Origin of the sequence: Microseira sp. BLCC-F43 (assembly GCF_041929235.1) — a bacterium.
Lineage (GTDB): Bacteria > Cyanobacteriota > Cyanobacteriia > Cyanobacteriales > Aerosakkonemataceae > Microseira.
In genome coordinates, this window is record NZ_JBHFNP010000019.1 from 1 (window position 1) to 23,949 (window position 23,949).

The 23,949-nt window shown below is 46.9% G+C and carries 18 protein-coding genes and 4 pseudogenes; 18 read left to right on the top strand and 4 right to left on the bottom strand.

What is annotated here, in order from left to right; genetic code table 11:
• The first annotated feature begins 181 nt into the window (after positions 1-181).
• From ACE1CM_RS02125 to ACE1CM_RS02200, 16 genes and pseudogenes are all read left to right on the top strand, one after another.
• Positions 182-1,438, top strand: coding sequence for a calcium-binding protein (locus ACE1CM_RS02125; protein WP_374875757.1), 1,257 nt, complete (start codon positions 182-184; stop codon positions 1,436-1,438).
• A gap of 366 nt (positions 1,439-1,804) precedes the next feature.
• Positions 1,805-2,986, top strand: a complete 1,182-nt coding sequence (locus tag ACE1CM_RS02130) for a calcium-binding protein (protein ID WP_374875758.1) — start codon at positions 1,805-1,807, stop codon at positions 2,984-2,986.
• A gap of 948 nt (positions 2,987-3,934) precedes the next feature.
• Positions 3,935-5,191 carry a calcium-binding protein gene (locus tag ACE1CM_RS02135; RefSeq protein ID WP_374875759.1) on the top strand — a complete coding sequence of 419 codons (1,257 nt, stop codon included), beginning with the start codon at positions 3,935-3,937 and terminating at the stop codon, positions 5,189-5,191.
• Positions 5,192-5,327: 136 nt separating this feature from the next.
• Positions 5,328-6,551: pseudogene (locus ACE1CM_RS02140) on the top strand (glycosyltransferase family 4 protein); the annotation flags it as partial.
• A gap of 780 nt (positions 6,552-7,331) precedes the next feature.
• Positions 7,332-7,655: a peptidylprolyl isomerase gene (locus ACE1CM_RS02145; protein ID WP_374875803.1), complete on the top strand. Its 324-nt coding sequence runs from the start codon at positions 7,332-7,334 to the stop codon at positions 7,653-7,655.
• 13 nt (positions 7,656-7,668) lie between these two features.
• A complete protein-coding gene (locus ACE1CM_RS02150) occupies positions 7,669-8,535 on the top strand; it encodes a calcium-binding protein (RefSeq protein WP_374875760.1) in 867 nt (288 codons plus the stop codon).
• A 903-nt stretch (positions 8,536-9,438) separates the two neighbouring features.
• Positions 9,439-10,290: a hypothetical protein gene (locus ACE1CM_RS02155; RefSeq protein WP_374875761.1), complete on the top strand. Its 852-nt coding sequence runs from the start codon at positions 9,439-9,441 to the stop codon at positions 10,288-10,290.
• Between the two features lie 34 nt (positions 10,291-10,324).
• Positions 10,325-10,504 carry a hypothetical protein gene (locus tag ACE1CM_RS02160; protein WP_374875762.1) on the top strand — a complete coding sequence of 60 codons (180 nt, stop codon included), beginning with the start codon at positions 10,325-10,327 and terminating at the stop codon, positions 10,502-10,504.
• 38 nt (positions 10,505-10,542) lie between these two features.
• Positions 10,543-11,217 (top strand): ABC transporter transmembrane domain-containing protein, encoded by a 675-nt coding sequence (locus tag ACE1CM_RS02165; protein WP_374875763.1) that lies wholly within the window; start codon positions 10,543-10,545, stop codon positions 11,215-11,217.
• Positions 11,139-11,789, top strand: coding sequence for an ATP-binding cassette domain-containing protein (locus tag ACE1CM_RS02170; RefSeq protein ID WP_374875764.1), 651 nt, complete (start codon positions 11,139-11,141; stop codon positions 11,787-11,789). The genes ACE1CM_RS02165 and ACE1CM_RS02170 overlap by 79 nt, the downstream gene beginning before the upstream one ends.
• Before the next feature lie 10 nt (positions 11,790-11,799).
• Positions 11,800-13,006, top strand: a pseudogene (locus tag ACE1CM_RS02175) (RNA-guided endonuclease InsQ/TnpB family protein); the annotation flags it as partial.
• Between the two features lie 43 nt (positions 13,007-13,049).
• Positions 13,050-13,247: a hypothetical protein gene (locus ACE1CM_RS02180; RefSeq protein ID WP_374875808.1), complete on the top strand. Its 198-nt coding sequence runs from the start codon at positions 13,050-13,052 to the stop codon at positions 13,245-13,247.
• A gap of 163 nt (positions 13,248-13,410) precedes the next feature.
• The gene (locus ACE1CM_RS02185; protein WP_374875765.1) at positions 13,411-14,232 is read left to right on the top strand and encodes a hypothetical protein; all 822 of its coding nucleotides are present in this window, start codon (positions 13,411-13,413) and stop codon (positions 14,230-14,232) included.
• A 421-nt stretch (positions 14,233-14,653) separates the two neighbouring features.
• Entirely contained in the window at positions 14,654-14,917 is a 264-nt protein-coding gene (locus tag ACE1CM_RS02190) for a hypothetical protein (protein ID WP_374875766.1), read from the top strand.
• A gap of 431 nt (positions 14,918-15,348) precedes the next feature.
• Complete coding sequence (locus tag ACE1CM_RS02195; protein WP_374875767.1) at positions 15,349-15,834, top strand: RNA-guided endonuclease InsQ/TnpB family protein; 486 nt, start codon at positions 15,349-15,351, stop codon at positions 15,832-15,834.
• 911 nt (positions 15,835-16,745) lie between these two features.
• Positions 16,746-17,237, top strand: coding sequence for an aspartyl/asparaginyl beta-hydroxylase domain-containing protein (locus ACE1CM_RS02200; RefSeq protein ID WP_374875804.1), 492 nt, complete (start codon positions 16,746-16,748; stop codon positions 17,235-17,237).
• On the opposite strand, the pseudogene ACE1CM_RS02205 reads toward ACE1CM_RS02200, so the two are convergent.
• Positions 17,202-17,369: pseudogene (locus tag ACE1CM_RS02205) on the bottom strand (LysR family transcriptional regulator); the annotation flags it as partial. The gene ACE1CM_RS02200 and the pseudogene ACE1CM_RS02205 sit on opposite strands and share 36 nt — an antisense overlap.
• Positions 17,370-17,401: 32 nt before the next feature.
• On the bottom strand, positions 17,402-17,596 hold the full coding sequence (locus tag ACE1CM_RS02210; RefSeq protein ID WP_374875768.1) for a hypothetical protein: 195 nt from the start codon (positions 17,594-17,596) through the stop codon (positions 17,402-17,404).
• A 949-nt stretch (positions 17,597-18,545) separates the two neighbouring features.
• On the opposite strand from ACE1CM_RS02210, the gene ACE1CM_RS02215 reads away from it, so the two are divergent.
• Together ACE1CM_RS02215 and ACE1CM_RS02220 are read left to right on the top strand one after the other, a co-directional pair.
• The gene (locus tag ACE1CM_RS02215) at positions 18,546-20,528 is read left to right on the top strand and encodes a pentapeptide repeat-containing protein (protein ID WP_374875769.1); all 1,983 of its coding nucleotides are present in this window, start codon (positions 18,546-18,548) and stop codon (positions 20,526-20,528) included.
• A 2-nt stretch (positions 20,529-20,530) separates the two neighbouring features.
• A pseudogene (locus ACE1CM_RS02220) lies at positions 20,531-20,680 on the top strand (calcium-binding protein); the annotation flags it as partial.
• Between the two features lie 511 nt (positions 20,681-21,191).
• Here the strand turns inward: ACE1CM_RS02220 and ACE1CM_RS02225 are convergent.
• Both ACE1CM_RS02225 and ACE1CM_RS02230 read right to left on the bottom strand, forming a co-directional pair.
• Complete coding sequence (locus tag ACE1CM_RS02225; protein ID WP_374875770.1) at positions 21,192-22,664, bottom strand: HEAT repeat domain-containing protein; 1,473 nt, start codon at positions 22,662-22,664, stop codon at positions 21,192-21,194.
• A 352-nt stretch (positions 22,665-23,016) separates the two neighbouring features.
• Positions 23,017-23,487 carry a ubiquinol-cytochrome c reductase iron-sulfur subunit gene (locus tag ACE1CM_RS02230; protein WP_374875771.1) on the bottom strand — a complete coding sequence of 157 codons (471 nt, stop codon included), beginning with the start codon at positions 23,485-23,487 and terminating at the stop codon, positions 23,017-23,019.
• Positions 23,488-23,949: the final 462 nt, after the last annotated feature.

The following is a 23,949-nucleotide window of genomic DNA, read 5'->3' on the forward strand; positions in this document are numbered from 1 at the left end:
GAAAAATCATCGGCAAAGGCAAGAGATCTACCAAGAAACCCGGTTTCTGACCTCATCTCGCGCCAGCCAAAGAAACCGGGTTTCTCGGAAAAATCATCGGCAAAGGCAAGAGATCTACCAAGAAACCCGGTTTCTGGACTCCAAATACAACGCAAATTCAGCCAATTAAGCGAGGTAAATCATGGCAATTAGAAATGGAACCGAACTACCCGATACCCTTACAGGAACAGCCAATGCCGACACAATACGGGGCTTTGCTGGAGAAGACATTCTCTCTGGCTTAGGCGGCAATGACCTGATTCTCGGTGGGGATGGCGGTGACGACCTCTTAGGTGGAGGCGGTAACGATCGCCTCTTCGGAGAAGCAGGCGAAGACCTGCTCGACGGCGGTGCTGGTGCTGACACCCTCGATGGTGGTGATGGCAAAGACACCCTGTTAGGTGGTGCTGGTAACGACTGGCTGATTGGTGGCCCAGAGGATGAAGTACTGGGCGGCGATGGCAATGACGTTCTATCCGGTGAAGGTTCCCTCAACGGCGAAGCAGGTTCGGATACCCTAACGGGAAGCTTCTTTGAAGACACGCTGCAAGGCGGCGGAGACAGCGACTTCATCGACGGCAGCCTAAGCAATGACCTCCTGTTAGGTGATGACACCGTGGGCATTGCGGGCGCTGACACCATTCTGGGTGGAGATGGCAGCGACACGATTTACGGCGATGCAGATACCTTGAGTGCGGGTGGCAATGACTCCCTGCTGGGGGATTCTGGCAATGACGAAATTTATGGCTTTGCCGGAGATGACTACCTCAACGGTGGCGATGGCGATGACCTACTCGACGGCGGTGAAGGGAATGACTTTCTCACAGACGAACTAGGCATCAACACGCTGCTAGGCGATGCAGGTAACGATACCATCACCGGCGGGTTAGATGCGGATGTAATCGAAGGCGGAGAAGGAGCCGACAGCCTCTTAGGTGGTTCTGGCAACGACATCATAGATGGCGACGGAGTTGATGTTGTCGCTGGCAACGATACCCTCAATGGCGGTGCTGGCGATGACTTCCTCGATGGCGGTGGAGCGGTAGATCGCATTTTGGGTGGTGCTGGCAGCGACACCCTTTATGGCGGCGATGACCTCCCCGAACAAATCCAACGCGACACCCTCATAGGCGGCACCAACGGTGATTACTTTAGGTTGGAAGACTCAGGGTTAAGCGGGCAATTAGGCGACTACATCTCAGACTTCCAAGATGGCATTGATTTCTTACAAACAGGTTTCAGCTTTGACGCGCTAACTATTAGCCGCATCAATCTCAACATTGGTGGTGTTTCGACGGGTAGTACTCGCATCACCGTAACTGCAACTGGCGAAGAATTAGCCGTTGTGGCTGGGTTACTTCCCGGAAGGTTCACAGAATTAGACTTTGTTGCTTTGTGATTTATGCGCGAAGGGATTTAGGACGTTCTTAATTGATAAAACCCAAAATTAAACCCCTTTCTTCCCCTAGCCTCTAACCCCTAGCCCCTAACTACAAATCAGGATTTCTTTGATGATTACTAACCTTTTATCTACCCTGTCCATGATTTCAGCACCCCTCTCCTAAATCTGGGAGAGGGGGAGAGATAGGGAGATGACAAAAGCACCAAGATCCTAGAAACCGGGTTTCTTGCTGCGATCTATAGTTCCAAAGCGACTTTCACAGAAACCGGGTTTCTTAGCGTAAGCCCTGAATTCATCGAATTTTTTGATGCATCGCGCACCCTCAGATATAACCCAATTCATTTCACAACCGAGGACTAAATCATGGCGATCAGAAATGGAACCGAAAATCCTGATACCCTTACAGGAACTGCCAATGCCGACACGATACGCGGTTTCGGAGGGGACGACTCACTAATTGGTTTAGGCGGTAATGACCTCATCCGAGGTGGAAACGATAAAGACACCCTGCATGGTGGTGGTGCCAATGACAGACTGTTTGGGGATGCAGGGGAAGACGTGGTGTATGGTGACGCTGGCAATGACACTCTCTATGGCGGTACCGGCATCGATGATGCGGTGGATGGCCCAGACTTCCTCGATGGTGGAACTGGAAACGACTGGGTTTACGCTGGCGAAGGTGATACGGCGCTGGGCGGTGCTGGCGATGACCATGTGGTTGGTAGCTACACCAATGATGTCCTCTATGGCGATGACCAGCAAGACTCAATTGTTGGGGGAGCAGATACCCTGATTGGCAACGATGGCGATGATGCCCTCTATGGTGGTGATGGCAATGACTCTCTCGTCGGTGGCAACGGTACAGACAGTCTCTATGGCGGTGACGGTAATGATATCTTCGTCGATACACTAGGTGCGAACTACTACTCCGGTGGGGCTGGTTCAGAAACTATCACTGGTGGTCTTGAAGGTGACTACATCGATGGTGGCGAAGGCGTTGACAGCCTCTTAGGGGGCGGTGGTGCTGACACCATTTATGGGGATTTCGGTGTAGCAGATTCGCTGTCTGGCAATGATGTCCTCAATGGTCAAGCTGGAAATGACATCCTCAATGGTGGCTTTGGTGCGGATCGGGTCATCGGTGGTGCAGGTTTTGACATTCTCAATGGTGGTGTAGATTCGGAAACCCAAAGCTTGCGCGATACGCTGACTGGCGGCGCTGATGCTGACCTATTCCAGTTGGCAAGCACAGGCTTTTTGCTAGAACCTGTTGAGCCTACTTTCCCACCACCACCCCCGCAACAAGAACCTGTTGGCGATCTAATTACTGATTTCCAAGATGGACTCGACTTACTCGAGTATGAGTTTGCCACTGACTTTAGCGAACTGATTATTGGTGGCAACGGTACTTCCAGCGTTACTATCAGCGTTCGGAATGAAGGTATACCTGCGGAAGGGATACCTGACTACATCGAATTGGTCGCCCGGATCAATGGGGCAGGTGGTTCGCTCGTCACGATTACAGAAGCAGATTTCCTGATCTAAGAAATGGGTGTGTATCTGGGGGCAACCAGATACACACACCTGATGCTCAATTTGGTTGAGCAAATCTCGCATTCTGTTCATCTCCTGCTGTCTCTGGGCAAAGAGACGGCAGGAAATTACTAGCAAAACAAAGCAATGCGTATTCTGTTCCATCCTAATCTTCCTGCCCTGTTCCGTCATCTGAAGCGGGCGATCGCACAAGATAACGCTCAAGGAATTTCAGATTTCAGATTTTAGATTTCAGATTTACCCCATTTGCAATCTGCCATCTTTGTTCACAGGGATATCTATATGTTTTAGACAATTACAAAATTTTATTTCACTTTAGGGTGAATAAATAACAAATAACAAGGGGATTGAAGGCGCTAAAAAGCTAGTTCAATTCCCAATTTATGCTGTTTATCTTTGGAATATTTAAAAATTAAATTTTTCTCATTGTTTCTTATAAAGTTTTCATAAACCTGTTGCAAAAACAAATTTGCTGAAATAGACTTGACTTAGGTTAAAAAACCGCTACATAGCTGATTAAATTCAGTTAAATCGATAGCTAGCTAGCGGGAAGAGAGCTTTTGCCCAAAACTTTTATCAGGAGTTTGATGTTTATACGAATTTGCCTAAATTCGGCAATCTACTTGTGCAAATACACGAAGTCTATTTGATGTTTGCTAACCTTTTCTACCAAATCCGCTGCGATGGTTCATTTTATGGCTAACGACTAAAGTCGCGCCTACACAACCGAAGACCGCCTACGCGGTCTAGGGGAGCAAGCGGGTATTAAACCGGGATTTGGTATTATTCCTCATTTCTATGACTTCGTCATTTTTCTCCTAAAGTTTGGCAAGGGCGAACAATGAGGAAATTAACACTAGCAACAAATTGCTGGATGCTTTCTTGCATCGATTGTTATTCGGCTTAAAAAACAACTTCAATCAACCACAGAGGTAAATTATGGCAATCAGAAATGGCACAGCGCTTCCCGATACCCTAACCGGAACTACGAATGCCGACACCCTGCGCGGCTTTGCTGGTGATGACATCCTTAATGGTTTAGGCGGTAATGACTTACTCCAAGGTGGACTCGATAAAGACACCCTGCTTGGTGGCGCTGGTGCTGACAGGCTATTTGGGGATGCAGGCGAAGACTCGCTGTATGGTGAAGCTGGCAATGATTCTCTCTATGGTGGGACGAGCATTACCGATGCCCTTGATGGTAAAGATTTGCTCGATGGTGGTGCTGGCAATGACTGGGTATTTGGCGGCTTTGAGGATACGGCACTGGGCGGTGCGGGAAATGACACCGTAGTTGGTAGCTCCTATGATGACGCGCTGTACGGCGATGGCACCAAGGATGACTCAATTGCAGGTGGTGCTGACTCGCTGTTTGGTGGCGATGGCAATGATAGCCTTTACGGCGAAGGTAACGACACAATTAGCGGCGGCAACGATACTATCGTGGGCGGCGCTGGTGATGATGCTCTCTATGGCTATGCGGGTGATGACTCGCTCCTGGGCGGCGATGGTATTGACACCCTCGATGGGGGCGACGGTAACGACATCCTTAATGGCGGTACTGGCTCTAGCGTACTGTTGGGCGGCGCTGGCTTAGAAACCATTACTGGTGGTGTTGATGCTGACTTCATTGATGGCGGTGAAGGCGTTGACAGCCTCTTAGGTGGCGGTGGCGATGACACCATGTATGGGGATTTCGGTGTAGCAGATTCGTTATCTGGCAATGATGTCCTCAATGGTCAAGCCGGAAATGACATCCTCAATGGTGGCTTTGGTGCAGATCGGGTGATCGGCGGCGCAGGTTTTGACATTCTCAGTGGTGGTGAAGATTCCGAAACCCAAACCGCCCGCGATACGCTGACTGGCGGTGCTGATGCTGACTTATTCCAGTTGTCAAGCACAGGCTTTTTGCTAGAACCTGTTGAGCCTAGTTTCCCACCAGAACCAGTGCCGCCAGAACCTGTTGGCGACCTGATTACTGATTTCCAAGATGGAATTGACTTCATCGAGTATGAGTTTGTTACGGACTTTAGCGAACTGATTATCAACGGCAACGGTACTTCTAGCGTTACGATCAGCGTTCGGAATGAAGGTATACCTGCGGAAGGGATACCTGACTACATCGAATTGGTTGCCAGGATAAATGGCGCAGGTGGTTCGCTCGTCACGATTACAGAAGCAGACTTCCTGATCTAAGAAATGGGTGTGTATCTGGGGGCAACCAGATACGCACACCTGATGCTCAATTTGGTTGAGCAAATCTCGCATTCGGTTCATCTCCTGCTGTCTCTGAGCAAAAGAGACGGCAGGAACTTACTACTAAAATAAAGCCATGCGTATTCTATTTTTACATCCTAATTTTCCTGCCCAGTTCCGTCATCTGGCGGCGGCGATCGCGCAAGATAGCCGTCACCAAGTCGTGTTCGGCACCACTCGTCGCGAAGGTCGCCTACCGGGTGTCACCAAGATGATCTATAGCCCGAAAAGAGAAGCTCGACCCGAAACTCACCACTATGTCCGTCCTTTGGAAAATGCCGTGATTCAAGGTCAGGCTGTCTACCGCATGGCAGAACAACTGAAGGCGCGGGGATTTGTTCCCGATGTGGTCTATGGTCATTCGGGTTGGGGGCCAACTTTATTGATGAAAGATATATTCCCAAAAGCTAAATTATTGTGTTATTTCGAGTGGTTTTATCATGCTCATGGCACTGATGCGGATTTTGACCCAAATGAACCGCTCACTGCGGACGATGAAGCCCGGATTCGACTGAAGAATGCACCGATTTTAGTGGATCTATATAGTTGCGATCGCGGTCTTTCTCCCACCTACTGGCAACGCCAACAATTTCCCTTAGAAAATCACAGTAAAATAACTGTACGCCATGATGGTGTTGATACCAATTTCTTTCGCCCTCAACCAGGAGCTAAGTTAGTTCTGCCACGCTTAAATCTCGACTTGTCTCATGTGGAAGAACTCGTTACCTACGTAGGTCGAGGTATGGAACCTTACCGGGGCTTTCCGCAGTTTATTGAAGCAATTTACTTACTACAACAACGCCGCCCTCAATGTCATGTTGTCATTGTTGGAGAAGATCGAGTCGCTTATGGCAAGTCTCTGCCAGATGGCAAAACTTATAAGCAATTGATGTTAGAAAAATTCCCCTTAGACTTGTCCAGAGTTCACTTTACCGGACATCTCCCTTACGAAGAATATCTGAAAGTTTTGCAAGCTTCCTCAGCTCATGTTTATTTAACTCGCCCGTTTGTTTTATCCTGGTCAATGTTGGAAGCTTTATCTACAGGTTGTTTGGTTGTCGGTTCCAGTACTGCGCCGGTAACTGAGGTGATCCAAGATGGGGTAAATGGTTTGTTAGCGAACTTCTTCTCGCCTGAAGAAATTGCCAATCGGATTGAAGAAGCCTTGAAAGATCGCGATCGCATGAATCAAATCCGCACCAAGGCAAGGCAAATCATTCAAGAACGTTACGATCTGTCGCTTTTATTACCCCAGCACTTGCAGTGGATTGGGCAGGACATGGGGGATAGTCAAATTCCTCTATGGACGCCAACTCAGTCAAAGCCAGCTAACGAGTCGAATGGGAAATTTGAAGATCAAGAACCCTCATCCACGCCAGAGTTAGTTGCGATCGCCAACAGTAACGAGTCAAATAGACCTCTCCAACAAACAAACTCTTTGACAGGCGATCCGCCTATCCCACAAGAGTTATTGGAGAGGTCTAATAGGACATATAAAAAATCAAAGAATTTACTTACACCAGCGATCGCTAAGGGTTTCGGGTCAAATAGACCTCTGCAAAAACTACCCTCAAAGGCGGGCGATCCGCCCACCCCACAAGAGTTATTGGAGAAGTCTAATCAGAAACGTAAAGACACCAAGCATTCACCTACACCAGCGATCGCTAATAGCCTAGAGTCAAATGAGCAACAGCCATCAGTTTTACAAATTGGCGATCGCACGGTGACGGGAACCGAATTGGTATCTCTGCTGAATCAATACCAACTGCTGCCAAAGCTGAAACAAGAGATGTTAATTGAGGAGGCGATCGCGCCTTTTGACTGCACACCGGAGGAGCAAGCTAAGTGCTGCCAGGACTTCTACGAAGAGTATCAGTTGACATCCCTAGCGGCACGCCAGAAATGGTTGCAGCAGCAGGGTATGACAGAAGCTCAATTAATCAACCTGGCAACTCGGCAACTGAGAATCGAAAAGTTTAAACAAGCAACCTGGGCGAGCAAGTTGGAAACCTACTTTCTCAAACGCAAGTCGCAACTTGACGAGTTTGTCTACTCTCTGATTCGTCTTCAAGATGCTGACATGGCGAAAGAAATTTACTTCCGCTTGCAAGAAAGCGAACAGTCCTTTCCTCAACTGGCAGAGCAATACTCCCAGGGTCCAGAAGCTCGAACGGGTGGCTTAATTGGTCCGGTGGGATTGAGTAACGCCCATCCTAAACTCGCCCAACTGATCTTAAACAGCGAACCAGGGCAACTAATGCCTCCCACTCAGATCAAAGATGTGTGGGTAATTGTGCGATTGGAAAAGTTTTTGCCTGCTCAACTCGATGAACCGATGCGGCAGCGATTACTCAACGAACTGTTCGCTAGTTGGCTCAACGAACAACTCAAACAACCTCTATAAAGCTCTATAACCAATGCGAATCTTAATTACCATCCCCCACTTCTTTAAACCGGAAAAAAATGGTCGGCACGGTTCCAAACTAAAAGACCCCCAGCCCCGTCTGGAAGCATTAAGTAAAAGTCTTGCTGCTTTACACCAGCTATTTGGTAAATCTCAAAGCATCATCGACATCAATCGCCGATTAGCAATTCCTGTTAACCAACCCCAAGCTCACGATCTGGATATCGTCATCTGTACAACTGGAGACTGTCATCTTCTGAATCAACTTTCCTTACCCGCTCATTTTTATCAGCATTATCCCACTGGGGCAGAACCTCTGCTGTTGGGGTTTGAGTGCCAAGCAGTCTTGCGGGATTGCCTTGGTAAGTATGACTATTATTGCTTTATGGAAGATGACCTGATTCTCCACGATCCCTGGTTTTTTAACAAATTAAGCTGGTTTACCAAGGAGGCAGGCAATCTGTGCTTGCTTCAACCTAATCGTTATGAAATCTCTACTCGCGCTCTCACTTGCAAAGCCTACGTTGACGGCGATTTGGCTCCAAGAGTCACCGCGCCGTTTCAAAATGTGAACGAGCGAGCGCAACTGAAAAGCAACATCGTGGGGGTTCCTATCACCTTCCGACGCGCTCTCAATCCTCATTCTGGTTGCTACTTTTTGAATGCCAATCAGATGGCTAATTGGGCTAGCCAATCTCACTTTCTCGACCGGGATACCAGTTTCGTTAGCCCGCTGGAAAGTGCCGCAACTTTGGGAATTATGAAGACATTTCGGGTCTACAAATCAGTAGCAGATTGGGCAAGTTTTTTGGAAATTCAGCACTATGGAACGAGATTTTTGGATTTAATTGGGGAACAGGTAGATTTAGCGATGTGCTAAGTCTGACATGACAACTTATATCATGTCCTCGGTAGTGTATGGATGGCTTTGCTAATTGCTAATTGCTAATCTAGTATTTTTCCTGATTGAGCCAGCGATTAGCTATTAGCAGTTACACAACCGTTGCTATTGGACATGATATTACCAGGACTATTTTATTAATTTTTTTTTTACCGGAAGTTGCCCCCTGCGGGACAACTTCCGTTGGCTAAACTCCTTATTTTGTATACGTTATAGCTGTTTAATCTCACTTTCCACATCCTCAAGTTTCACACTACAGATTTTGAGGTAACTTCTTCACAGGGAACAGCAAGACTATTTCCCGTAAATTATAGTCTCAAAAGTTACATTAATCTGACTCATAATTCCGAAACAACCGATTGTGACAGTAAGTACGGTGCAGGTAAATCCAGTAAAAATAACTGAATTGTCAATTCTAAATTTAGCTTGTCTTCATTATTTTGCTACAAACAAGCTCAAAATGATGGAAGTACAATCCCCATCCTAGAAATTCTCTAGTTGATAAGAATCAGAATAAAACTGCTATAGTTTGCCAAAAGCAATCGTGAATCTCACAGGGAGGTGGAAGAGGCGAGCACCCCTCGCCTCTTCCACTCTTTTGCCTGATTATCTCAAAGATTGAGCATCTGACTTAATAATTAGTAAAAAACATAATATATAAAAGCTATATTTTTTCTTAAATCATAGTTATTTTTGATTGAATTTTTCGCTATTTTCCCAGGGATTGATTTATTAAAATAAGCGGAAACTTATCGATTAACTCGATCGATTTAAACTATAAAAAACCATGATTTTTGCCAAAAAAAGTACGAACATCAGAGATAATTTGTTAAGCATAAAAATAGTAAAAATCCTATTTATAAATGATTTTAGGAGTAATTAATGAGCGAGAGCGATATTTGTCAGCTGAAACAAGAAAGGCTGACACGGGCAAAAGCAGGTTATACGACTCGCTACGTAGATTTTAATGAGATCGCGACGCTGATCGGTGGAGAGATCAAGCCTAAATCCGGCGATTTAGTGCTAGTCAGAGTAGATGAAATTGGTCAGCATGAACGTCTAGAACAAGGCGATGGACGCAAAGCAATCCTCTTTCGCGGTGACGAATTAGTCCTGTGCTATGGAAATCGCTATGCGCACGACCAATTTGAAGCCGAAGTTCCAGAAGATTTATCACCCTGTCATCTAGCAGCAGCGGGTGGGATAGCCGCAAAAGTCCTCTCCCAACATGTCGATATGGAAATGCCCACCGCAATTACTCCGATCGGTTTATTAGGAGATCAACAAGGAAAACCCCTTAACCGGGCTAATTGGGCTTTACCAATCACTAGCTATATTGGACAACGACCTCCCACCATCGCGGTTGTGGGTACATCTATGAACTCTGGGAAAACAACCACAGCGGCACACCTGATTCGCGGTCTGGCTAAATCGGGGATGAAAGTTGGTGCAGCTAAGGTGACAGGTACGGGTGCGGGTAACGATACCTGGTTTATGCACGATGGGGGGGCGAGTTTGGCTTTAGATTTTACCTGTGTTGGGTTTCCCACCACTTATCGAGCCACTCCCAAACAAGTGCAAGAGATTCTGGCAACGCTCACCAATCATCTGGCAGCCCAAGATGTAGATGCAATTGTCTTAGAGATTGCCGATGGGTTGTACCAGGACGAAACCTCAGCCCTGGTTTCTTCGATTCCCTTCCGTCAAACTGTCGGGTATCGTATTTGCGGCTGATGGTGCCCTAGGAGCAGCGGCTGGGGTAGACTGGTTGCACAAGCGTCACCTGCCCGTCCTCGCCATCAGTGGCTTGCTAACCGCATCTCCCCTGGCGATGGGTGAAGCGGTAACCGCCACTGGGTTACCCGTTCTCGACTTAGAGATGCTCCGCGCTGAAGCAGCGAGCATGATATCGCGTCTGTCTGATTTCCAAATGCCACTATCCGTATAAGGCAGATTCCTCCTGTCGTTAGCGGTCATCGTCGTTGGTTGTTGCCGCGTCTGACGATCAATGGTTTTGTTCAAGCAGCTGCTACGGTAGCTAATGCCTTGCTGGTGGAACTCACCTTTGAGCGGTTGATCGCCATCGCCAACCCAAGTTTCTACCCACTCATTTGGCAGATTGGCTTGGGTTTGGTGGCAGGGGCTGTCGTCATAGGGTTGCTGCGGGTGTTAGAACGCACAGATGCAGAGCAAATCGGTCAAAGCTACGCCTATGATGTGCGGATGACTTTGTACAATCGGCTGACGACTCTTGCTCCCCGCACTTTGCAAAGTCGCAGTCAAGGGGGAGTGATGCTGCGCTTTGTGGGTGACTTAACTGCCCTGCGGCAGTGGGTGAGCCTGGGTTTAGCCCGCCTGATAGTGGGAATCACCACGACGGCAGCAGCTTTAATTGCCCTAGCTTTCCTAGACTGGCATTTGGCTCTGACGGCAAGCATTGTGCTGGTTATTGGTAGCTTAAGTAGCTTCAAGTTGGGCCAGCGCCTGCAAAGAGTAGCAAGAGTAGCCCGCCGCCATCTCAGTCGTGGGGGGGGGGAGAAGGGGAGGGAAATAATGATGAAAAGGTGGCGGCGATCGCAGTCGTGCAAGTTTTTGGACAGTCTCACTATGAGAAAAAGCGCATTGCCCGTCAAAGTCGTCGCCTGGAAATGGCGATGGTAGATAGGGCAAGGGTCGCTGGTCAGTTGGTAGGTATTACACAAGCCATCACCGCTCTAGCTATAGATGCGATCTTGCTCGTGGGAGCAGGTGAGGTGGCGGCTGGTCGCATCACTTCGGGCACCGTGGTAGCGGCGATGACAATTGTCGGGTTGTTGGTTCCCCGTCTCGAGGACTTAGGCAGGGTGCAAGAGTACTGGCACAACTCGCGGGTGTCTTTGCAAAAGATTCAGGAATTTCTCGATACCCCGTCTTTAGTCACTGAAATACCCGATGCACCCGACTTGATCGTGGGTGCAGGATGTTTGGAATTTGAGTGTGTCAGCGTAGACGGGGCTTTGCATGAAATTAGCGCCATCGTCCAACCCGGTCAAGTTGTGGCTGTCGTAGGTCCCAATGGTGCTGGTAAGTCAACCCTGCTGGCTGTTACCGCTCGTCTGATCGACCCTGACCGGGGTGTGATTCGCTTGGATGGGCAAGATTTAGCCGCTCATCGAAAATTTTGGGTCTCAAACCCCGCCGTAAAACGGCGGCTTTACTGTTTAATTTTAATATTTTCACAAAATATGTGCTAGAATGTGAGGTATGGAAAAAGCATATAATTACAGATTTTACCCAACACCCGAACAAGAGTCGCTATTGCGGCGCACATTGGGCTGTGTAAGATTGGTTTACAATAAAGCACTCCATGAAAGAACACAGGCTTGGTACGAAAGGCAAGAAAGGATAGGATATGCTCAAACATCCTCAATGTTAACCGATTGGAAAAAGCAGGAAGACTTAGACTTTCTTGCATAAGGTTAGCTGTGTACCTTTACAGCAAGGGTTAAGGCATTTACAAACCGCTTTTACTAACTTTTTTGCAGGTCGTACTAAGTATCCTAACTTTAAGAAAAAACATCAAGGGGGAAGTGCAGAATTTACCAAGTCAGCGTTTAAATTTAAAGACGGACAAATTTATTTAGCTAAATGTTCAGAACCATTACCAATTCGATGGTATAGGCAGATACCGAAAGGATGTTCCCCTAGTACCGTAACAGTAAAATTACATCCCTCTGGAGGTTGGCATATCTCAATAAGATTTGATGACCTAACGATTAAACCTTTGCCCGCCACAGATAAAGCGATAGGAATTGATTTAGGAATTAGTAGTCTTGCGCTCGCCAGTGAGGGAGGCAAGGTATCTAATCCTAAGCATTTTAAAAAGCATTATCGAAGATTGCGTCAAGCCGAAAAAAATATTTATCGAAAACAGAAGGGTTCTAAAAATAGGGAGAAAGCGAGAATCAAGGTAGCCAAGATTCACGCCAAAATAACCGATAGTAGAAAAGACCATTTGCACAAGCTAACGACTCAACTGGTGCGTGAAAACCAAAGGATTGTAGTTGAGAATTTAGCGGTAAAGAATATGGTAAAAAATCCCACCCCCCTTTCATCCCCCCTATTAGGGGGGATGAAAGGGGGGTGATGTTAGTTGGGGAGAACTGACTCGTCAATTAGCCTATAAATGCCGTTGGTATGGGAGAAACTACATCGAAATAGATAGATGGTTTCCTAGTTCTAAACGGTGTAGTAATTGCGGGCATATTGCCCTTAAAAATGCCGTTAAATATTCGGGAATGGGACTGTCCAAGCTGTGGAACTCACCATGACCGAGATATTAACGCTAGTAAAAACATTTTGGCGGCAGGGGAAGCCCGTGTCAGTCTGTGGAGCGACCCTAAGACCCGAACAGAGTAAGTCTGTAAAGGCTGGTGCGAAACCCCGCAAGGGACAGAAGCAGAAACCGCGCCGAAGTGAGGTTTGGGAATCACCGCCCGTTCACGGCGGTGAGGATGTCAAATACAGCGCTACCTCGTCAAGTCAGCAATCAAGTTTTGAGGGTTTTACACCGCAACTGGAAATCTTTTTTTGCAGCACAGAAAGCCTATAATCTTGAACCATCAAAATTTGTATCCAGACCTCAACCCAAGTATAACGGGACTTACGCAAACACCAAAGTTTCTCTGAAAAATCGTTGGTTTGGCAACTAGAGATCTACGTAGAAACCTAGTTGCAACCGTCGCTTTCTGGTGACCAAACCAACGAATTTTCCGAGAAACCGGGTTTCTTTGCGTAAGTCCTAACAACAAAATTCAAGCCAAACTTCAATCTCAACTCAAAGGTAATTCTCAAAAATAGGATGGGTCAATTAAGATGAAGAGTGCTTTACAGATTGATGATATTACCTTGGCAGAATGCTTAAAAGCAGCTTTCAATCACAGTCCCAAAGCCGTTGAGCCAGTTAGTTGTTTGGGATCTACCTATGTCGCTTTACGTCACCAGGGAAGGTTGCTCAAGCAGTACTGGCTGGAGGAAGGGGAACTCTTCAGTGCCGTGGCTGCCATGACTCCAGCCCTCTCCCAGGGCAACTTTAACGATGTGGATACGATTGAACTGTGCCTGACTCGTAACTATCGCCGTGTCTCACTCGAAGCCTTTAAAAGCAAGTTCCCAAATACCAAAAGAGGGATTCGCGGCATTAAACTGCAATATCAATCCTACGGGGCTATTTACAGCCCCACCCAGATGATTGCTGATAACTTAAGTTTCAAACAGGTGTTTAAGCGTTTTCTGAAGCGTATATCGTTGTCAGCAGAAGCCTTTGAGAAGGGTGGAGGGGCGATTTTCGCGTTCGAGGCAAGACAGATTCTGGTTTCTCTCCAGCCTCCAGTAACCGTGACGATGATGTACCGAGGCAATCAGGTTGTGCCATTGGAGGACATGTCGCGTCAAACCCTGGCAGACATGGTTGACGATATGGCAGGATGGCTGTTGCGAGTGGGTGCTGAGGATGGGAGCCTACCAAACAAATATTTACCTGGCAAGGGTAAAGCATCCCATCAAGGCAATCTCACTTGCCAATTCATGGCAACCCTGAGCTTAATTGATTATGCCCGGTTTACGGGTGAGCCAAAGCATCTTGCCGTGGCTGACCGTAATCTGCACCACAATCTGGCGCAGTTCTGCTCAATCTAGTCAGGAGAGGGGAGACTCGAACCTCCAGATCAATTCACTCTCGGCACAATGGCTTTTGCTGCTTTGGCGATTTTGCAACATCCTCAGCGCGATCGCTATCGAGACGTGTGACTAGATAGGATAATTTCTACTTAAATCACTCAAATCTAAGTATCTCGCTCCGACTCTGGCTGCCAAACAGTGGCATTTTTGTGTAAGGCGATGCGAGACGGGTTCGGCAAGTGCCTCGCCGAAGCTGCTCTCACGTCTTCTTTTAGCTCCAATTGTAGTGGAGTTATATTCTAAGCCTCTTAAATTTCTAAGCTCAGACCTTATTTAGATTTTTTGAAGTCCATTTGCTTGAGGAATTATTTATTGGTATGATCGCAGTATACAGCCTAGTCAATCGGTGAAAATGTACAGTCTGAAACTAGAGCTTAAATTGAATAATAAAGAACGCTCTAAAATAGCAGGATGTGCCGGTTTTTCTAGGCTTGTTTATAATTTCGGTCTGTCACTCCTAACTCAATATTGGGAATTTGAGGGAATTAAAGCCAGTGATGCCAAGCGCTTAGCCGAAATAGAAAAAGTCTTTACCAATTATGTCAAAACCAAGCCTGAGTATGCTTGGATGAAACAGTATCCATCAGCTATTTACTCATCAGCACTCTTGAATTTAGCAAAGGCTACCCTTGCGATGGCGTAAAGGTGAATCTGGTTTCCCTCGATTCAAATCCAAGAAGAGGGGAGACAGTTTCACCGTCTTGAAAAAGGCAGGGTTGTATCCTGCCAAGGGTGAAGCGATGATTCCGTTCACGAATCGCCAAGTGCTTCACCCAGGCAAGAAGATTACTATCCCCGGTTTAGGAGAATTTAGACTCAAGCAAAGAATTCCATTCCTTTGCTTGAGCCAAACATTCACTATTTCGAGGGATTCTGATAGATGGTTTGTCTCATTCGCACGCTTATGTTGACAAAGTTCCACCACTCCTACATCCGGTTCAATCAGTTGGTATCGACTTAGGCGTTAAATGCTTTGCCACATTATCGGATGGTTCTAAATTTGTTGCACCACAATCCCTGAAATCAGCTCTAACCAAGCGAATTTAGGAGCAGTGGTACAACCGCAACAAGCAATTGGGCAACCGCAGTCTTGGGGTAAAAGCATCAAATAATGCCCTAAAGTACTACCAAAGATTAGCCAAAAGGCCCGCCAGAATCGCTAAGATAAGGCGAGACTTTTTGCCAAAAAATACGACTGACATAAGCCTTAAGTACTACCGAATTCGGATTGAAGATCTCAACGTCGCTGGCAGGATAGCTAATCAAAAATTAGCTGACGCCATTTCCAGCTTGGGATTTTATGAATTCCGCAGAATGTTGATTTACAAGGTGACATTCTTCGGTACTACAGTAGAACTGGTTGAGCGGTGGTTTCCCTCCTCTAAAACATGCTCCTGCTGCGGCAATATTCAACCAATGCCTTTGAAAGAGCGTGTTTACTTTTGCAGTAAATGTGGCGTTTCCATAGATCGCGATCTAAATGCTGCGATAAATCTGGAAAATGCCCCAAAAACCCTTGTACGTGCGGCAAGCGCGGAATTTACGCCTGGGGACTGTTGATGCCGTCATCCTTGGTTGAAGCAGCAAGCTTTCCGTCGAATTAAGCGAAATGCGCCCTTTGAGTAAGTTTTGTGTTGCACATTTACCAGATGCTATGCCAGGAGATTGAGGCGTTGTGGCAAGCAGATGGTTCTTTTAATAACCCGCATCAGGGACACGAAGATCAACACCACAATATTGACGCCGGAGTCGCCCTTCTGTTTTGGGCATCTCTATATCAAATGAATCCCACTGTGCAGAGGTTGGATAAGTGTCGCCAAAGCTTCTCCTATTATCGAAAATATCACCTGGCTAATCGTCATCCCGCCTTTATCCCCTGGCATAGCCAAGCCTATGCCTTGCTATTTGACGAGACTGGCGACCCCATATTCCGGGATTTTGTCTTTGAGATGAATGACTGGCTATTGCCCATACAACAATGGGATCGGCTACGCTCCCTGGATTTGCGAGGTCGATTTTACGGTTCGACATACCCGGAATATGGCTTATCCCAGGCGGCAGCTACTGGGAATTATTTGCAAGGTCTAGCGGAGGCTTATCGTCTGGCAGTGCAAAACAACGATCCGACTAGAGCTAATGCCTATGAGTTAGTCATTTGGCGGGGAATATGCCACATTCGCCAATTGCAATTTAAAAACGATGTCGATATGTTCTACGTTAGGAAGCGATCGCAAGTTCAGGGAGCTGTGCGGACGACAGTCTATGACAACCAGATTGGCCTGGATAATGTGCAGCAGAGCTTGATGGCGCTGCTCAAACTTTGTAACTTGTCCGCGTTTCCCGAGCGGGTAACGCAACCCAGGAAGGCTTTTCAACGGCTGAAACAAAGCGTAGAAATTGCCCCTTTGATCGCAGAAATCACCGATAAATCAGCTTTCTGGTTCTATGATACGAGTCGGCAACAAAAGCTGATGCCTCAGCCAGAAACTCAAAGCATTTTCCTCACAAGAGCGGCAAAACCCTTTCCGCCAGGAATTGAGAATGCCAGAGATGTCCATGCCTCCTGTCCCACGGAAATAGCTGGGGAATTTCCCGTGGTGATGAATTGGGTCGAGAGGTTTGTCGAGGAAATTGGTGGAGAATTAGGCAGAGTTAACATCTTCAAGTTAGCCCCAAAAGGACGAGTCTACAGCCACATCGACTACGGTGAATATTACAGACTGCGCGAGCGCTATCATTTGGTTCTCCACAGCCAATCCGGAAGCTGGATGAAATGCGGTAGTGAGGAAACCATCATGCATGAAGGCGAACTCTGGTGGTTTGACAATAAACAACCCCACGAAGCTTTCAATCCTTCGGAACAATGGCGCATTCATCTCATCTTTGATGTGCTGCCACCAGACCCATCAAAACCAGTCAACCAAGGCAGCGCGAGGCCAAAATCTTTCCCCCCCCAGGGTTAGCTTTGCTGGCGCGGTGCGATCAAATAGCGGCAACCCCAGATCTGCTTCTTTAGACTGGATCTGCCGACTAATCGTCGATTGCGTGACGCCGCCAAATCGCGCTGCTTTCTGAAAGCTCCTGACGCAAATCACCTTTCTTTCTCTGAAAAATCGTCGCTATAACACTAGAGAGCCACCCAGAAACTTTGGCGATCAGATCCTCGTGCGTAAGTCCTGAACCTGCCAGTTTCAGCGATCGCTAGCAATGCCTGCAACTGCTCGACGCCCAGGGTTTTGTATCCTGGTTTACATCGGAGCTGACAAGACCATACCGCATTTCTTGCCCCAGTTCCGTAGAAATTGATACAACCGCTTGTCATATCTTTATTTTTCTTTGGTTAATGTTGAGTCTTAGTTACTCTATTTTGTTATTACCGCAATAAAATAAAATAATTTTGACCATCGCTCTAGCAAGCTGCATTCTAAGATAGTGGATAGAAGTGACAAAGAAACAACAGAGAAAAGAGCGAAGCAGACTTATAGTACTCTGAGGCACAACTTGGTATTAATTAGCTCGCAGCAGCTCGCCGAAAAATTTGTGACTTTTACAACTAAACCCACGAAATCAACCAATTTTGGTAGAGCGCTCGCACAACTTGGGTTAAGAGGAAAAGATTTATAGCTGGTTTATGCAGCTAAGAGAAAATTCTCATAATGCTGTTTTATTATCATTCTCAGAATAATGATACATTAAACGGTCTTTTTGTCAAGCCCAGGCTACCCAGATCTGGCGTATGCGATCGCATTTGAAAGTTGCGTCAGTCCTGTCCTTTATATCTTTTGCAAAACAAAACTAGGAAAGTACATTTCACTATTAACCCAGATTTCGCCCCCTCAACTGTCACAATCGGTTTTTACCTGTTTTTATCAAATAATAAAGCTATAAATTATACGTTTATAACGTATATAAACGGAGAAAACCCTGTTTAAAGGCATAATTTATCACTTGAAAAATAGAGTTGTCTGGGTAATTATGCTGTGCGATACCACAGCGTGCGGAATCTGGGCACCAAAGCCGCGCCAAAAGGTAGCATCTATATTATTTTGGGGTATTTAAAATGATAATTTATTTTCGATTTATAAAAGGTAATAATATGATGAGAAAATTCTCACAATCGTTGACAAACAAAATTGACTCGAGTTCAATAAAGCAGTAATCTAGGGTGAAATTACCGAAGCAAAAAGTCTGTTGTTAGGTTCTAAGTGTTTGAGAATACCTGAGAATAAAAGAAAAAAGAACGTTCAATACAATAATTCGGGTGGATGTTTATGGCAGTAATCGATCGTAGCTTCGACACAGTAAGCAACGAAAATTTTAATGGTGAGAATTTGAGCGTTCCCAATGACTTTTCTAAGTTTGTCTCTTCTCTGATCGGCGATGTGCAATTCAAAGGCACAATTTTACAGAATGCTGACTTTCAAGCCGCATCCCTGACCAATGTTGACTTTTCGCCTTTCAATTCAGTCAGTGCCGACTTAACAGGCGCGAAGTTTAATTTGGCTGCCATGAGTAATGTGAATTTTACTCAGGCAAACATGGTAGGTGCAAACCTTTTCAAGGCTACCGCTTTGGGAATCAACTTATCGGGTGCGAACCTGTCAGGTGCAACAACGAATTTGCGGGAAGCCAATTTCACCGATGCAGTTGCGGTGGGTGCAAATCTGAGTGGAGCTGATGCGTCGCTTGCTGTTATGAAAGGCATCGACCTGAGCAGTGCCACCCTGGTTGACACCATTTTTAATTTAGCCGATCTGAGTGGCGAATCCGGTGAAAACAGTAAGTTTAACAACGCCAACGCCACGAATGCCAAGTTTTTTGATGCCAAACTTAAAGGTGCAGATTTCACAGGTGCGACCCTTACGGGTGCTGACTTCGAGAGTGCTGACATTGAAAGCATCAAGTTTTCTGGCACCAATGCCACAGGTGCTGATTTCACATTAACCAACTTTACCGATGCTAACCTGGAAAACTCGATCTTTGACCGGGCGAATTTAAGTGGAGCAGCGCTCACCGATACGAGTACCCTAACACCGAATGTAGCCGCAAATCTGAGTTTCCGGGGTGCCATTATGACTGGCTTCCGGACAGAGGATGTGGTGATTACAGGGTCTAACTTCAGTCCTTATGTCAACGCCAATGGCACTGCAATCCAGACTGATTTAACTGGGGCGCTTCTGTCGGATACCGACTTGGACGGAGCGGATCTGCGGGGTGCCATTATGGTGGACTTGATTGCAGAAGATCTGCAATTAGTTGGCGCAAATCTCAATACTTTTGTCTCACCAAATAGCACCTCCTATCGAACCGATCTTTCGGGTGCTGAACTGGTACGTGGCAATCTGACTAATGCCACAGCTATTGGGGCAAAGATGACCGGGATTAACCTGAGCTTTGGCTTCCTCAATGGTGCTAATCTCACAGGTGGTGTTGAACTCAATAACGCTTTTCTGGAAAATACGGAGATCTTTGGCACCAATTTAACTGGCGCAAATTTAACTGATGCGAATCTGAAACTGATAAAGGGCAATGGATCGACTCTCCTGGTGGCAGCCAATCTGACCGCAGCGGATCTCACAGAGGCCAGCCTCAACAATGCTATCTTGACGGGTGCAACCCTGAGCGGTGCTTCTCTCCAGAAGGCAGATCTGGACGGCGCTAACCTGACGGGTGCAACCCTAAGCGGCATCAACTTTGTGGATGGTTCAGCGGTTGGTGCTAACTTCACCAATGCCAACTTGTCCAATGCCAACTTCACCAAAGTTGACTTGACCAACGCCGATTTCACTGGCGCAACGGCAACGGGTGCGATCGCCCTTTATGTAGGAACCTCAGGTGCTGAGATTCTGACGGGATCTGGCGACAACGATAACATCTTTGGCAACGAGGGCAATGACACCCTCAATGGTGAAGCCGGAAATGATTATCTCGATGGCGGTGCTGGTAGCGATATTCTCAATGGTGGAGATGGAGAGGATAGGCTGATTGGTCGGGCTGGTAATGATACGCTCAATGGTGGGGCTGGAGCCGATCTACTGATTTTCTCCAGTGGATTTGGAGCCGATAGGATCAATAGCTTCAGAGATGGAGCTGACAAGATCGATCTCATCAGTTTTGGCATTAGCTTTAGCAATTTATCCATTAGCGTCAGTAGTGGCAATTCGATTGTCACCTCCACAGCGTTTGGTACTGGCAATAGCATTACTGTTGCTGGTGTAACAAACCTCACCGCTGCCGACTTCCTGTTTGTTTAAAGCCTCTGGAAAGTGCCGCCACTTTGGGAATTATCAAGACATTTCGGGTCTACAAATCAGTAGCACCACAGGCAAGTTTTTGGGAAATTCAGCACTATGGAACCAGATTTTTGGATTTAATTGGGGAACAGGTAGATTTGGCAATGTGCTAATAGTCACAGAACTTACGCAATCCGAGGCCAGAAACCCGGTTTCGACCGTCGATCTCTGATATCATGTCCCTTGGCAACGGTTGTGTAACTGCTAATAGCTAATCGCTAATGGCTAAATAAAAAAGAAACAGTCAATAATTACTGAGCAGCTCTGGAGGCAATTGACAAGCGAGCAATTAGCAGGGGCTATCGCATTTGCGTAGAAATATTTCTTGTTGGCCGACAAAATAACAGCGCAAATGCGATAGCCCTTACACGCAATTAGCTATCCATACACTACCGATGCCTAAGGACATGATATGATTGCCAAACCAAGGATTTTTCGGCTCGCCAAAGTTTCTTTGCGTAAGTGCTAATAGTCAATAAAAAGCTCCCACCCACTGGGAGCTTTTTGGGTTTCAATTGCGGGCTTGCAGATTGTACTATATCAGGAATTACGCAAATTCAGCAGGTGAGCAGGGGGGAACTTACCAATTAGCAATTAGCAATTAGCAATTACCAATTACCCAATCTAAAATCTGAGATTCTCCAGAGCGATTGCAATCCCTTGTTTGAGCGCGGGGGTCAAATTATGATTAGCGACCAGAGCCTCTAATTTTGGCGCGACCCCAGAGAACTTTTTTAAGGCTGCGATGGCGTGCCATTTTACACCCTCATCCCCATCTGCCAACATTTGAATTAGCGAATCAATCGCCGCCGGATCTTTCAGATGCCCCAAACTCGTTGCCAAGGCTTGTTTCAGTCTAGGATGTTGAATCGTCGGATAGTTAGAATTCAAGCCATCAAGCAAAATCTTAGCAGCGAGCCGTACTACATCTGGCTTTTCTACGCGCCCCAAAACCGCGATAATTTCCTGGCAAACTAAGTCAATATCCCCTGGATTGTTGGGCATCGGACGCGAAGAGGAAGCGGTGACAAGGGAGAGCGGTGACGCGGTGAATGTTGTAGAAAAACTCTCCCCGTCGCCGCGTCTCCCATTCGACCCGTCTTTTTTGCTCACCGGCGATCGATTCCGCTGTGCGATCGCTTTTTGTAAATAAATTAGCGCCTTTGGCGTCTCGATCCAGCCGAGACTTCGCACAATTTGAACTTGTAACGATAGCGGCGCGGTTCCCTTTCGCAGCACGGCAAACAAAGCATCGGCGGCGGCGTCTGTTCCCATGCGCCCCAAGGCAATAGCAGCAGCATGGCAAACTTCCAGATTCAAGTCCCAAAGTTGCTTGGTCAACTGCGCCACCAATTCTAATTCTTCCTGCAATTGCGCCCTGAAACCCAAACCGATGGTGGCTTCCCGCCTCACTGGCGCTGCGGTATCTTTGAGCGCGTCTAACAAAACTGGCGGAATGCGATCGTCGTGAAAGCTGGCGAGCGCTTCTATAGCTGTTGTTCTAACCGCTACTTCTTTATCTCGGATAACACTGAGCAGAGGTGTAATGGTTTCCGAGTGGCGGATGTGGGAAAGCGCCTTTACTGCCAAGGATCTGGTTTCGTCTCGCTCCAGCATATCCGTCAAAGCGTCGATTGCTAAGCGAAAAGCGGTAGCATTTTTTGACGATGCACCGAGGCTGGCTAACGCGGCTGCTGCCATTGCGGTTAAATCTTCGCTATGGTTGGTCTTGAGAACGTCTACCAAAGCCGCGATCGCTTCTGGATTGTGGAAATCGCCTAAAATGCGAGCAGCGAACCAGCGTAACTCCCGATCTTCTTCGGCTTCGTCTGCCAAAATAGCTACTAAAGGAGCGATCGCAAAACTTCCCAGTCGAGGGAAAACCTTCGCAACTTCCCAACGTTGGTGAAAATCCCCGGTTTCCAGAATTTCTAACGCTAAAGTTAGCAGTAAATTTATATCAGGTAAGGCTTGCTGTTCCCCCCCAGGTGCGCCTGCACTGTTTCTCTTCACCGGCAGTTGTTGCAGGCATTGGTTGAGCAAAGACCAATTCTTTTGCTCAACGGCACAAGCAGCCTGTTCTAGAACGTTCAACATGATCCTTATTTATTTGAGCGAGTTGGATTTTAATAAAAAATCGCCCCTTTCATAGGAGGCGATCGCCTTGTCAATCGGAGGGCTTGGAGTAGGTGCAACACAAAACTGACTCAAAACACGCATAGCTATCTAACTCGCTTGTTTTGACGTTTATTTCCTGCTTCAGCCAAGGGAGTCGGCTCCTTCTTGTCCACAGGCGTTAATTCCGCTGTTGCGCGACGTACTTGATGTTTTACTGAAAACACGATATTCGGTTCTCCCAGTTGGTTTTTGTAACTTTTACTACTGAATGACTTTTTCGATTCTTATTATGCATCGAAACCATGCTGTTTGATCATATTTGGTGGTTGATCTAGCTGGATCTGACCAAAACTGAATTACCTTCAATCTTGGCTTGGTAAGTTTTTAGCGGCTTATCCGCTGGACCGGTGACAACGGTGCCATTGGTGGCGAATTTAGAACCGTGACAAGGACAGACAAACTCCCTTGGCTGCGACTTCCAATCTACCGTGCAGCGTAAGTGGGGACAGGTGGGATTAACCGCCACAAGTTGGTTAGCAGCAGCAGGGTTACGGACAACTAAAACCGGGCCAACGGCAGATTGCTTGTCCAGGATTTGACCTTTCTGAGTTAAATCCGCAACCGTACCGACAACGACAAAGCGATCGCTGCGGGGAGAACTGGCGACGGCTGTGTCCGTGGCGGTGTTATTTGTTTGTGCTTGAGTATCGGTGTTGTTAGAGGAACAGGCGGCAAGTGCTACCGGCAGCGAACTGGCTACCCAACCCACACCCACCCAGCCCAGAAAGGTACGACGATCCATAAATAACTCTAAGCGCTTCCAAATTCAACTTTACCAATTCCTTTGGGTCAAAAAGAAGCAGAGGGGCTCTGGAGCAGGGGAGCAGGGGAGCAGGGGAGATGGGGAGATGGGGAGATGGGGAGATGGGGAGAATGTACATTCAAATTCCCCTGGAGCACCTTTTGCCCACCTGCCCCTGGACCTCTGCCTCTTTGGTCAATCTTTCTCAAGAATTATATATGTCAAAATTGCATAACATATATGCCTAAACTTCATTTATTGCAATAATTTGTAACTAAAGATACGAAACAATCAATTCAGCGATGGCTTAATTAGACACCAAGGAGGAGCCGAAGCCGGTTTTACTTAACAAAACTCAATAGCTGTTCAGTAAGGGTAACCCCAAGTGATAACGTACCTAAACGCAACCTACTAGCAAAACTATTTACAAATACGATGCTTTCTGTTAAAGGCGATACCCCA

Coding starts and splice junctions, on each gene's coding strand:
- ACE1CM_RS02200 (WP_374875804.1), top strand. CDS start 16,746: ATGCCTCAGCCAGAAACTCAAAGCATTTTCCTCACAAGAGCGGCAAAA.
- ACE1CM_RS02230 (WP_374875771.1), bottom strand. CDS start 23,487: ATGGATCGTCGTACCTTTCTGGGCTGGGTGGGTGTGGGTTGGGTAGCC.
- ACE1CM_RS02125 (WP_374875757.1), top strand. CDS start 182: ATGGCAATTAGAAATGGAACCGAACTACCCGATACCCTTACAGGAACA.
- ACE1CM_RS02135 (WP_374875759.1), top strand. CDS start 3,935: ATGGCAATCAGAAATGGCACAGCGCTTCCCGATACCCTAACCGGAACT.
- ACE1CM_RS02150 (WP_374875760.1), top strand. CDS start 7,669: ATGCGAATCTTAATTACCATCCCCCACTTCTTTAAACCGGAAAAAAAT.
- ACE1CM_RS02155 (WP_374875761.1), top strand. CDS start 9,439: ATGAGCGAGAGCGATATTTGTCAGCTGAAACAAGAAAGGCTGACACGG.
- ACE1CM_RS02210 (WP_374875768.1), bottom strand. CDS start 17,596: ATGACAAGCGGTTGTATCAATTTCTACGGAACTGGGGCAAGAAATGCG.
- ACE1CM_RS02185 (WP_374875765.1), top strand. CDS start 13,411: ATGAAGAGTGCTTTACAGATTGATGATATTACCTTGGCAGAATGCTTA.
- ACE1CM_RS02145 (WP_374875803.1), top strand. CDS start 7,332: ATGGCGAAAGAAATTTACTTCCGCTTGCAAGAAAGCGAACAGTCCTTT.
- ACE1CM_RS02130 (WP_374875758.1), top strand. CDS start 1,805: ATGGCGATCAGAAATGGAACCGAAAATCCTGATACCCTTACAGGAACT.
- ACE1CM_RS02215 (WP_374875769.1), top strand. CDS start 18,546: ATGGCAGTAATCGATCGTAGCTTCGACACAGTAAGCAACGAAAATTTT.
- ACE1CM_RS02225 (WP_374875770.1), bottom strand. CDS start 22,664: ATGTTGAACGTTCTAGAACAGGCTGCTTGTGCCGTTGAGCAAAAGAAT.
- ACE1CM_RS02180 (WP_374875808.1), top strand. CDS start 13,050: ATGTCAAATACAGCGCTACCTCGTCAAGTCAGCAATCAAGTTTTGAGG.